The organism is Nostoc foliaceum FACHB-393 (assembly GCF_014698505.1).
Classification (GTDB): Bacteria; Cyanobacteriota; Cyanobacteriia; order Cyanobacteriales; family Nostocaceae; genus Nostoc; species Nostoc foliaceum_A.
Window position 1 is genome coordinate 1 of record NZ_JACJTD010000045.1, and the last position, 12,199, is coordinate 12,199.

Here is a 12,199-nt window from a genome sequence, read left to right on the forward strand (position 1 = left end):
GCGTTAGCCTGTTAGTTGATCGAAGCATTGGGCTGCTCAAGAAAAATTTGTCGAAAAAAATGGGGCTACAGAGCCTACTGGGCACTGGTTCGGATGTCCGAGATAGTTATCGTTTATTAGAAACCGTCCAAAGTTCTTTTAAAGTGTCTTGGCAAACTGTTAAACGCCCACAAGATTTAGGAGATCCTCCGCTCAAAGCTGAAATTACTGAATTGGGAAAATTGCAATTTTATATTCCAGGCACATTGGAATATAAACTTAATAATTTGCCAACCAAAACCGAAATTGCGATTACTGGAGGTATTCACCCTAAACGTTTAGGACGTTTTAAATTTAAAGGATCTGATCGCGGAAGCGATCCCCGCAATTTTACTCTTTTAGATGAAGGTAAGCTTCTAGGCGAGTTAAAAGCGGTTAAATTGACAATTATTTTGTCCCAGAACAACTCCAAAATGAGCGAGATATCTTACCCACTTGTTCCACATCAGACCTATCCTCACTGGGCCGATGCTTATGAGATTAATTTGGGCAATCGCTTTGATTCTTGGCTTCAACCAGGGCAACCTGTTGAGTATGAAATTCGCATTGAACAAACTACCCGTGCCGGAGTCACTTATACATCTGGAATGAAAATTGGCTTTGTTGCGGGTAAGGTTAATCATTCTCCCAATATTCAATACTACTCAGGAACGGCACTAACAGATATATTAAAGCTGATAGATTAAGCACTCTACAAAAGTTTCAAAATTCACATCTGGGTTTGGTCATAAAATGGGGGTAATTATTTAGCCGCAGAGTTCAAAGGGCGACAGTCGCCTCTAAACCCTGCCAGATAAAGGTTTGAGAGGTATAGACCCTTTGAAAGATTTGGTTGCTTATTGAGAATGAACTGTATGGGGGTAGCAGACCCATCTGTGGAGAGCGATTTCGTGGTAAAAAAGAACGATCTCGTAATTTGACCAAGACCGTCGTAATAATGCTGGCATCATTTTACAGCAAGCACTTTAACATGCTTGTCGCCCCTTGAACACAGCGTCTCTAAGAGTTGGCACTTATTCCGCCGCGCCGCCTGCCCAAATTGAATTTTCTTCAACTTCAGCGATGCCTGCGGCAGGCGTAGCCATCGCAGATCAGAAAATAGAACCGAGTTGCCCCTCTGCTGAGTTGATGATTGAAAACTCGGTTTCAGGTGTAGAAATGAAAGCAGATCATGAGGGTAAAGGTTCTGCCGCGCCCGTGTCAAATCCTGAAAAATGGTCGCATGAGGCGATAGTTGCACGGTCAAATATGCGACCGGAGCGTATGCAGATACTCAAAGTTGCGGCGAATTCGGGGCAGAATCCGGGGTCTGACTTTTTGCAGGAGTGCTGGAGTGACGATCCGGCTTTGAGGATTGTGATCAAGAAATTGCTGGCGAAGTGTCCGCAGTGGGGGATTGTGGATGGGGTGCTAGGGTGTTAGCTAAGTTCTTGGAGCAGAGAATTATGTGGGTTGAGGAGAAATTGTTTAGTTGAAATAGATAAGTAATAGACTAAGCCGTATTGTTACTGAGGTTCTTATGTTTCTACTAAGGCAGACTTGGCATAAGTGTACTTTACTAGATGCGGAGTAAGAATAAATGATTTCTGAGGTACTGAAGCCGAATATACAGGACTTGCAGAAAGATGTTATTGATCTCCTAGAGCAAGTCAGTTCACTGATGAATCACGCTAGTACAGCACTTATTTCTGATAGTGCTGGCAAAAAATACGCAGAATTTGAGCAACAAGTCAATCAGGAAATAGATAAGGTCAGAAATCTTGAGTTGAGAATGGCAATTGTTGCACCAATGAAAGCTGGCAAATCTACTATTACTAACGCCATCATCGGGCAAGAGATTTTGCCAAGTCGTAACGCTGCGATGACGACGCTTCCGACTGAGATTATTTTTGATAGGAACTTAACTCAGCCAGTTTTATATCTAAATCCCCAAATTTTGACAGTTTTTCAAGAAACACTATTAGCCTTACGCCAGAGAATTGATCAGATGGGGATTGAACAAGCGCAAGAAAAACTTGCTCAGTATCCTCATTTAGCAAAAATCCCAAAGCAAATTCAGCAAGCAGTCGGACTGACAATTCCCGGCAAAAGTGAAGGAAGGGAGAAGATTATTCATACCTTAACTAGTTTGAACGATATTGTCAGAGTGTGCAGTCTTTTAGAGCCACAAGCAGATCCGTTGCAATACTTAATGGATGTTCCCAGAATACACACTCAATTTTGGCGTTCATCTCAAACTAATCAGCAATCAGAAAATCTAGGTAAATTAGTAATTGTTGATACTCCTGGGCCAAACGAGGCAGGAGAAAATTTGCGTCTTCAGGGTGTAGTTGAAGAACAGCTTACCAAAAGCTCTATAGTATTAATGGTTCTAGACTTTACCCAACTTAAAACTGAGGCTGCCGAAAAAGTCAAAAAAGATGTTGATAAAGTTATCGAACTAAGAGGCAAAGATAATTTATACGTGTTGATTAACAAAGTTGATCAACGACGAGATGGTGATATGAGTCCTGAACAAGTGCAGCAGTTCGTAGCTGCGGAGTTTAATATAGGTGGTTCCGGCGATATTAATAGAGTATTTGAAATATCAGCTAGACAAGCATTTACCTCTGCTACCTTTTTAACAGAATTGCATCAGGGTTGCGGTATTAAGGTGACTGAGCTAAAAACAGTGCGCTTGCTTGCTCAAGAAGTGTTCGGTATTGATTGGGAAGAAGAACTTGAAGAAGCAACGGCAGAAGATTTACAACGCAAAGCTGAAAGGTTGTGGAAAAAGTCAGGTTTTGACCAGTTTCTAATTGGTGCTATTAATGCACTTATGGCAGAAGCTGCACCTAGAAGCATAGAATCTGCACTCAGGATTACTCGTGCTTATCTTGAAGAATTGAATAATGATGTACAACTTCGTAGCAGTGCCATTAACGAAGATGAAGTAAAATTAAAACAAGAAGTCAGTGCATTAGAAAGAGACTTGCAATCCTTAGAAGAATGTCGTAATCGTTTGCAAGAAATAGATAAAATTAAGGCTAATCTCTATAAACAGCTTGAGAGAATTCTTGAAACTATTAAACAAGAAGCTAAACAAAATTTAGAAGCATATTTTACTGAAGAAGAATATCAACGCGCAGATTTTATAAAAAAAGGAGGTTTGGCAAGCCAAAATTTTTTTAAATGGGTTTCTAAAAAGTTTAATAAAATTGAAATGCCTAAAACAAGTAGTAGTATAATTGAATTCCAAAGTTCAGCCGCAGCACAAGATTTTGGAGAACAAGCAATCGCATCTGCAAAGTCTAATGTTATACAGCCTTTGATCGAAAGTGTTCGTAAACAAGCAAAAAAATAATTGAACAAGCACGTCAAGATATCACAAATTCTTTAGGTACTGAAACTCAGCCAATTATTGAGCGTGCGCGTCAAAGATTAAACGAAAGCTTTCATGTCAATTTGTCTTTGCCAACACCAAATTTAGATAGTAAAAGTATAGGGAACACGAAAGTAAACGTTAATCAGCATACTAAATGGATAGCTCAAGGTTACGAAACAAAAATAATTGAAAAGAGAGACTTCTTCCATTGGTTTGGGTTGGTTAAGAAAAAAGAAACTATAAATGTAAAACGTCCAGACAAAAAAGAGGACTATTACACAATTTCGCTTCAAGAAATAATTGATAAATCAAATAAATTAATTGAGGATAGTATTGAAAATATTAAAGGGGGAATCAATCAATACTTAGATGAAGACTTTAAGCAACGAGTTGATAATTTTTTTGCAGAGCTTGATAGCTATTTGACTAATTACTGTAATACTTTAATACAGGCACAGACAGACCAAAAAATTCAAACTGATGAGAAAGAAAAATTAGTCAATAACCTTCACTCGTTAGAAACTCAAACTAGTCAAAAGATAAATAAAGTTAACGGGTATTTAGAATATTTAAAACATATAAATAACTAAATCAAAAAGGAATAAATTTTTAGTCAAAAAAATAGTCATTATATTAGAATAGCTAAAATTCCAATGCAACAGATAAAAATATTCATATTATTAGCCCTTCTACTCGCACCCTTGAAGAACTTCAGCGTCGAGTTCCTGGTGTTGGTGATAAAGCTATAATTGACTTGATAAATGGTATTCAAGTCAGCAAAGATATCATCCGATATCATAAAAATCGAAGTTGGTTTGGAGAACTATGGGATAAACTAGATGGCAGCAATAGTAAACGAAAACTCCTATTAAATGGGAACTTAGTTTCAGGGCAAGAAGCTCTTTCTAGCTGGATTTTAGAAGTTAGTGATTCACTTCGCATTAGTCAAGTTGCTTTGAAAGTCACTCAAAACTCATTGCTAGAAGCGCGTGATGCTATTCGTAAGCATAAACAAAGTTTGCAAAGACAAGAATACGCAATAGTTCAACTCAGCGATCAACTAGACGAGTTAGCTCAAAAAGTTACTACAAGATTTAATAATCTTGAGGCCCAGGTACATCGTTTAGAAGTGCGAATTGCAGCAAATGAAGATTTAGATCATATTTTCACTGCTTGGGCTGCTGGTCAAACTTATACAAATTTTCCTTGGGCTGTACAAGTTGCTTTACTAGCACGGGAAGTATTTAGTAGTTCTGTAATGATGTATGAACTAGAAACTGGAGATACAGAACGTTATCGTCAGCTTTTGGTGAATAAAATTATTGCCACAAGTAAACAACTTCCTGATAGTTTCTTTGGTCTTAGTGATTTATTAGATCAATCCTGTATGAGAATGACAAAAAATGACCAAGAGTTAACAGCCGCTTTACTGGAAATTCGCTCCGTTCCACAGCAGCGTCTGGTTAATACACCATATTTGTTTGTTATTGGTACAACTTTGGAACTAGCGACGCTACCAACAGAAGCTAGACCGGCTAAACCAGCACAAAGCGCACTAGCACTATGTCGCGCCCAAATTGGCACTATTTCCCGCACCACCGACGTACGGGAATTTATCACCTATGTGGTGGAAGAAACTGCAAATGATTGTATGGCGATGATGCAATGAAACCAGCTAACCCCCAACTTGGACTTGTACTTACAGGTGGTGGTGCTAAAGGAGCATACCAAGTAGGCGCTCTTCAATATATTGCCGAATTAGGACTTGAACCCCAAATTATTGCCGGAACTAGCATTGGCGCTCTTAATGGTGCTGTTCTCTCAGCGTATCGTCCTTTCCCTTACGCTGTTCAACGTCTGAATCAACTTTGGGAACAACTAAGTAAAGCAGAAATTTTACGCACAAATACAGGTGCTGTTCTCCGTACTTTTAGCTACGCTACTCAAGCCTTTACACCTACACTGCGGGGATGGTTGCTTGATTTTCTTATAACAGAGGGTTTAATGCAAAATTCAAGTGCCATTTTTGACCCTGCTCCCATCGAGCAACTTTTACGAGAAGCTGTTAACCCTGGTGAATTGCAGCGTGGTATTGAGTTATGGGTAACAGTCTTTCCCTCTTTAAAAATACCAGCTTTGGGTTACGACTGGTTAGTTGATTTGATACGCGCTCGCACTGGCACGGATGCTCACTGGCTTTGTATTCAGGACTGTACTGATGATGAAACAGTCTACAAATTGCTTCTAGCTAGTGCTGCCCTTCCTCTAGCATTTCCTAGTCAGGAAGTTAACGGACAGTCCTATATAGATGGCGGTTTAGCTGATAACGTACCTTTGAGAGCTTTGGCAAAACGTGGTTGCAAAAACGTCATTGTAATTCACTTAAAAAATGGCGCTGCTTGGAATCGCCATAACTTTCCCGAACAAACTGTAATTGAAATTAGACCTGAACAGAGAATTGAAAAGTCTGACACTCCAATAATTGGTAAAATTGATAGCTACCTGGATTTTAGTTCAGAACGCATCGCCGAATTAAAAAAGCGTGGTTACGAAGATGCTGAACGCTGCTTAATTCCAATTATGGAGGTTTTTAGAACTGTGAAAGATCAACGTGAGTCTCATAACTCGTTGGTTAATTCTACACAGCGTCTCCTGAATGACCCACCGCTATGAAAATATTTTAGGTAAGTTATTTCATCCGAAACCCGACTAAGGGGCGATCTCCCCCTATGAAGACACATTTTCCGCCGCGCCTGTTGCACAAAATGAGAAATCTTTAAATTCAGCGATCGCTAATCAAACACAGAGGCAAGTAGAACCAGGGCAAACGCATCTAAAGTATAAGAATCCTTTAATAGCAAGGGTTTTGGCGTTTTTTAATTTAACCTATTTTTTCGTCAATATCCTTATCCAGCAGGGGTTTCAGAAATACCGTGCGTTCGCCCTGCAAGTAGAACAGGGTGAATCTGCTTTCTTGCCGGAAGAAAACCAAGTTTCAGGTGGAGAAGTCAAAGCAGTTGATGAGGGTGAAAGTTCCGCCGCGCCTGTCACCAGTGCTGAAAAGTGGTCGCATGAGGCGATTGTAGCGAGGTCAAATATGCGACCGGAACGGATGCAGAAACTCAAGGTTGCGGCGAATTCGGGGCAAAATCCGGGGTTTGATTTTTTGCAAGAGTGTTGGAATGCTGACCCAGCACTGGTGATAATGATTAAGAAATTGCTGGTTAAGTTTCCGCAGTGGAAGATTGCGATTGTGGATGGGATGCTGGTGAAATGGGATGAGTAGCGATGCCTACGGCAACCCTTTCAGGAAAAGCCCTTTAATCACTAGGGACTTCTAGTACAGTAATCGATTTTGAGAGTAGCGTAACTTCGGAATCAGAAGCTATATCTATTTTTATATTATTATGATATGAAAAGTTAATTGGCTCACTGGTGAACACAACAAGATTATTTCCCTTGCGGAATGCGCGGGTAGGTAGGTGTTCAAAACCAAAAATGGGAATAGGGGTTTCAAATGTGCTTAGTGCAAGAGTTTTAGCCAAAATAGTTACTTAAGCACCCGCGCACCTTACACAGACTGGGTTTTAGCTATTCCCTTACTATTCAATCTAAATTCTCCATGCTATGATTAACCTATCCGCGCATCGGAACCTTGAAAACCTAATAAATACAGCTTTTTGGGCTTTTGACGTTACAATTTCAGTTACTCCCTATTAGGGATTGAAACAAATCTTTACAATTCTGAGAATCTTCAAGTATTTGTTACAATTTCAGTTACTCCCTATTAGGGATTGAAACAAATTAAAATCAGCAAATAGCTTTAAATCCAGTCGTTACAATTTCAGTTACTCCCTATTAGGGATTGAAACTGATTAGTATCATTTAGATAATTAGCAGCAAGGTTACAATTTCAGTTACTCCCTATTAGGGATTGAAACAGCAGTTGTAGCTGTGCTTTGTGCCCTGTTTGCGTTACAATTTCAGTTACTCCCTATTAGGGATTGAAACCATTTCACTTGCTCCGGCGGCCGATGGGAGTGGTGGGTTACAATTTCAGTTACTCCCTATTAGGGATTGAAACGAGTTGCTTTTTCAAGTTGGCTTTTTTCATTGTCACGTTACAATTTCAGTTACTCCCTATTAGGGATTGAAACAAAAAAGACGATTTAGGTTGGTACAATCAATTGCGACGTTACAATTTCAGTTACTCCCTATTAGGGATTGAAACGTAAATCTTGGGAGGAATGGGACGCGCTGCTAAGTTACAATTTCAGTTACTCCCTATTAGGGATTGAAACAGCTGAATCTGGAGCCATGCCTTTTACCCATCGACTGTTACAATTTCAGTTACTCCCTATTAGGGATTGAAACCTAAAGCGGCGATATCAGATGAAGATACCCCCGGTTACAATTTCAGTTACTCCCTATTAGGGATTGAAACTGATCTCTTGGAAATCATGACTAGATAAAAAAACGTTACAATTTCAGTTACTCCCTATTAGGGATTGAAACGATTTCTTCCTGAGTCATAATTCCTATTTTGGTTACAATTTCAGTTACTCCCTATTAGGGATTGAAACCCAACATTTGCTTCTAGCTTGCTGATCGCAGATGCAAAGTTACAATTTCAGTTACTCCCTATTAGGGATTGAAACACCGACGCATTATATGGTTTTGTAGCCAGCACGAGGTTACAATTTCAGTTACTCCCTATTAGGGATTGAAACATTTCGCTTGCTCCTGCCACTGAGGGAAGCGGCGGGTTACAATTTCAGTTACTCCCTATTAGGGATTGAAACTTAATGGAAGTTAAAAAATGTAGTTGAAGAAATGGCAGAGGAAAGTTACGTTACAATTTCAGTTACTCCCTATTAGGGATTGAAACTTAATGGAAGTGCTGCCTTCAACACCTCCCGAGTTACAATTTCAGTTACTCCCTATTAGGGATTGAAACGGACTTTTCTAACATGGCGCGGAGCCTCCAAAGTTACAATTTCAGTTACTCCCTATTAGGGATTGAAACGATTGTCCTAGTTTGTGATTTGTTCCTAAAAAAGTTACAATTTCAGTTACTCCCTATTAGGGATTGAAACTTTTGGCATACTTTGACCGCATCAACAGACGTTGTTACAATTTCAGTTACTCCCTATTAGGGATTGAAACCAACGGATGTGCAATGCACACTTTTTGCGTATGCAAGTTACAATTTCAGTTACTCCCTATTAGGGATTGAAACACTTTACCAAGGGTTTAAAGCACTAAAGGGATTAGTTACAATTTCAGTTACTCCCTATTAGGGATTGAAACGATAAAGAAATGTACGAGTATCTACAATCACGGGCTGTTACAATTTCAGTTACTCCCTATTAGGGATTGAAACCAGGAATCTCCCCGTCAACTTCAGGAGTAGGAGTAGGGTTACAATTTCAGTTACTCCCTATTAGGGATTGAAACGTTCATCTGGTAGCTGCACTGATTCACCTAAAATAGTTACAATTTCAGTTACTCCCTATTAGGGATTGAAACCAGAGCAATCATTGCGATCGCAGCAAACTGGGGTGTTACAATTTCAGTTACTCCCTATTAGGGATTGAAACAAACCAGATAGAAGCATCGATGACCAAAGAATAGGTTACAATTTCAGTTACTCCCTATTAGGGATTGAAACAGCTTATGTAGTTTGGAACCCTGAGAAACAGGAAGTTACAATTTCAGTTACTCCCTATTAGGGATTGAAACCGACTTAATATTACTGGTGGTGCTAATAGTATCAAGGTTACAATTTCAGTTACTCCCTATTAGGCCCTAGCTATCTAATTGGTATACAAAGCAGGTAAGCTGAGGAAAGCACCTAGCAGCAGTAAAAAATTAGTGATAGTAAAGTTGCCTCGCCATCGCCCAGAACGAAAATTCAGTAATATCAAACGAATAGTATTAGAATGTTCACTCATCGAGTGCGTGCATTGTGGGGCAGAATTAGCGCTACGCAGACCAAGACACATGCGTAAAACGATTCAAACAATGGATGGTGTAGTATTTGTGGCAGGCAAGAGTAAAGAATGTACCAATTCCAGTTGTACACATTTTGGTAAACATTACTATGCTACTGGCGTATTAAAATACAGCTTACCTTACAGTACATACGGGCTAGACGTGCTGGCATTTATAGGTTGGCAGCATGAACATGAGCATCAACAGTTGGCAGAAATTCGACGCTTATTAAACCACCGTGGTGTTGAAATTAACGAAAGCAATGTAGGTAAGCTATATCGTCAATTTCTGGCACTATTGGGTGGAACGATGGCACATACGCACTCGAAATTAGCTGCTACAGCCGCTGAACATGGTGGTTTAATTTGGGCAATTGATGCCTTACAGCCGGAAGGACACGGGACTCTGTTATACGTATTATATGAAGTATTAAGTGGTACACCAGTCAGTGCAATTCAATTGCCACAAGCACAAGGACAACAGCTAATTGAGTGGCTGCAACCATATCAAAAGTTAACGTACAAAGTGCTGGCAACATTGTCAGATGGGGAATCAGCAATCATCGCGGCAATGAATTTAAGTTGGCCAGATGCACCCCATCAACGTTGTCAGGCACACTTTCTCAGTAATCTGAGTGAAGCGGTGTTGCCATTAGATACAAAACTACGACAACAATTAAAGGCAGACTTAGATGGAATGCCAAAAGTCCCTGAGTTCTCAGAAAGACCCCAAGACCCAGGCTCCGAACAGCAGCAAGATAGTCTCCCCTTTTTTCAGGAATCCCCTATTTGTCACGAGACATAGAGTTAATGGCAATCGAATCCCAGATTCGGGCTGCGATTCGAGATTGTGTCAATCGCACCAGTCGCAAACCTTTTCGCTGGGGCGGTTTAAGCGGCTACCAGCAATTAGAAACTATTGGACAGATACTACGTAATTTACCATGTCGAGAAATTGATACAGATTATTTGTCTCTCTTGTCAGTATGGATTGATCAAGCTTTAAGCAACAATCTTTCGGTAGCGTTGGATTTGCAACAGGCGCACCAATGGTTACGACGAATTGCTGATTGTTTGCATTACCCGAAATACTCCCACCCCATCAAAGACAATGTGACTAATACTACAGATACTAGCAACTTATCTTTGACAAGCCTTAAAGTTCGATGCGAGATGGAAGAATTATTACAGCAGTTTGTACCTGACCCTAAACAAAATCCGGCACAGTTTGCTCTACTGAAAAAGTTACAACGACTATGGGATAAATACGGTACTAACTTATTGCACTGCTATGATATCCCTGGCTTGCCGCCAGATAACCTGAAAATGGAAGCTATGTTCAGCAATTTACGTCGTCATCAAAGGCGGATTAGTGGGCGCAAATCAACTGCCGAATTACGTGATTTTGGGCAATATCAAGTTCTATTCCTAGCCGAAAGTGAAGAAATGTTACTGGCACAAATTCGGGAAGTACCTGTAGCAGAATACAACACTCAACGTCGCAGATTAGCAATGGGTGAAGCACCCCGTCAACAAAAACATCGCCTTCATCGTCATTCAGTTCGCACAATACAAGCTTTGGTCGATCAACATACGGAACTTCTTACTGTGCTTGAGTCTCAAGCTCTTGAATACCAATTAGATAGCTAGGGCCTATTAGGGATTGAAACACCACTCCGATAGTACGTAAATCACTTAGCTAGTGGTTACAATTTCAGTTACTCCCTATTAGGGATTGAAACTACTGATATGAAAGGTTTTCCCCCGTTTCTAATAGTTACAATTTCAGTTACTCCCTATTAGGGATTGAAACTTGTAGCTTTTGTATCGTCTCCTCCCACGGTGGAAGTTACAATTTCAGTTACTCCCTATTAGGGATTGAAACTAGTGATTCACGAGGTGGGAACCACTTAGAGGTTACAATTTCAGTTACTCCCTATTAGGGATTGAAACTAATGTGTCTCTGCTAATTCCTAATCTCTCCCTAGCGTTACAATTTCAGTTACTCCCTATTAGGGATTGAAACACAAACATACTAAGAATTCCAAACAGAGTAGTCATGTTACAATTTCAGTTACTCCCTATTAGGGATTGAAACATGATAAATTAGCAAAAGAGAACAATCAGGATTCAACCATGTACGGTTACAATTTCAGTTACTCCCTATTAGGGATTGAAACATGATAAATTAGCTCCTTTCATGGCTGAAACATGTTACAATTTCAGTTACTCCCTATTAGGGATTGAAACAGTGATTTTGCATCCCTTGTTTCTAGATGCAGTTCGGGTTACAATTTCAGTTACTCCCTATTAGGGATTGAAACAGCCCATCTATTGCCGGGCCTGACATGCGGGAGTTACAATTTCAGTTACTCCCTATTAGGGATTGAAACCACCGTTTCCGGTTCTGCGCTTTTGAGAGGTTTCGGTTACAATTTCAGTTACTCCCTATTAGGGATTGAAACCTATACTGGCAATCGGGGGCGATCGCTAATTGAGTTACAATTTCAGTTACTCCCTATTAGGGATTGAAACGATAGCTCCGTATTTAGCAGCTTCAAGTCCAAGTTACAATTTCAGTTACTCCCTATTAGGGATTGAAACGAGATTTATCAGAATAAGCAGAGCAAAGCTCAGTACGTTACAATTTCAGTTACTCCCTATTAGGGATTGAAACGTAATGGTAAGCGTATCTCGCATATAAGCGAGGCGTTACAATTTCAGTTACTCCCTATTAGGGATTGAAACGCATTCTTTAGTAGCTACCATACTGCACCCCTGGTTACAATTTCAGTTACTCCCT

General features: G+C 40.0%; 9 protein-coding genes and 2 CRISPR repeat arrays (1 of these 11 cut by a window edge). All 9 genes read left to right on the forward strand.

The window, feature by feature from the left end:
• Positions 1–725: hypothetical protein (locus H6G92_RS27310; RefSeq protein WP_206758848.1), on the forward strand; the 725-nt coding region annotated here is incomplete at its 5' end.
• 298 nt (positions 726–1,023) lie between these two features.
• Complete coding sequence (locus H6G92_RS27315; protein WP_190898480.1) at positions 1,024–1,461, forward strand: hypothetical protein; 438 nt, start codon at positions 1,024–1,026, stop codon at positions 1,459–1,461.
• A gap of 157 nt (positions 1,462–1,618) precedes the next feature.
• On the forward strand, positions 1,619–3,382 hold the full coding sequence (locus H6G92_RS27320; protein WP_199344991.1) for a dynamin family protein: 1,764 nt from the start codon (positions 1,619–1,621) through the stop codon (positions 3,380–3,382).
• Between the two features lie 107 nt (positions 3,383–3,489).
• Positions 3,490–3,993, forward strand: coding sequence for a hypothetical protein (locus tag H6G92_RS38885; protein ID WP_199344992.1), 504 nt, complete (start codon positions 3,490–3,492; stop codon positions 3,991–3,993).
• A 164-nt stretch (positions 3,994–4,157) separates the two neighbouring features.
• Entirely contained in the window at positions 4,158–5,072 is a 915-nt protein-coding gene (locus tag H6G92_RS27325; protein ID WP_199344993.1) for a diguanylate cyclase regulator RdcB family protein, read from the forward strand.
• Positions 5,069–6,076: a patatin-like phospholipase family protein gene (locus H6G92_RS27330; RefSeq protein WP_190898316.1), complete on the forward strand. Its 1,008-nt coding sequence runs from the start codon at positions 5,069–5,071 to the stop codon at positions 6,074–6,076. The genes H6G92_RS27325 and H6G92_RS27330 overlap by 4 nt, the downstream gene beginning before the upstream one ends.
• Positions 6,077–6,269: 193 nt before the next feature.
• Entirely contained in the window at positions 6,270–6,689 is a 420-nt protein-coding gene (locus tag H6G92_RS39735) for a hypothetical protein (protein ID WP_242059329.1), read from the forward strand.
• A gap of 407 nt (positions 6,690–7,096) precedes the next feature.
• Positions 7,097–9,145: a CRISPR direct-repeat array (repeat unit 37 nt; unit sequence GTTACAATTTCAGTTACTCCCTATTAGGGATTGAAAC).
• A 261-nt stretch (positions 9,146–9,406) separates the two neighbouring features.
• Positions 9,407–10,201, forward strand: coding sequence for a hypothetical protein (locus H6G92_RS27340; RefSeq protein WP_190898320.1), 795 nt, complete (start codon positions 9,407–9,409; stop codon positions 10,199–10,201).
• A gap of 5 nt (positions 10,202–10,206) precedes the next feature.
• Positions 10,207–11,046 carry a hypothetical protein gene (locus H6G92_RS41390; protein WP_449289985.1) on the forward strand — a complete coding sequence of 280 codons (840 nt, stop codon included), beginning with the start codon at positions 10,207–10,209 and terminating at the stop codon, positions 11,044–11,046.
• 55 nt (positions 11,047–11,101) lie between these two features.
• Positions 11,102–12,199: a CRISPR direct-repeat array (repeat unit 37 nt; unit sequence GTTACAATTTCAGTTACTCCCTATTAGGGATTGAAAC); it runs 1,624 nt beyond the window's last position.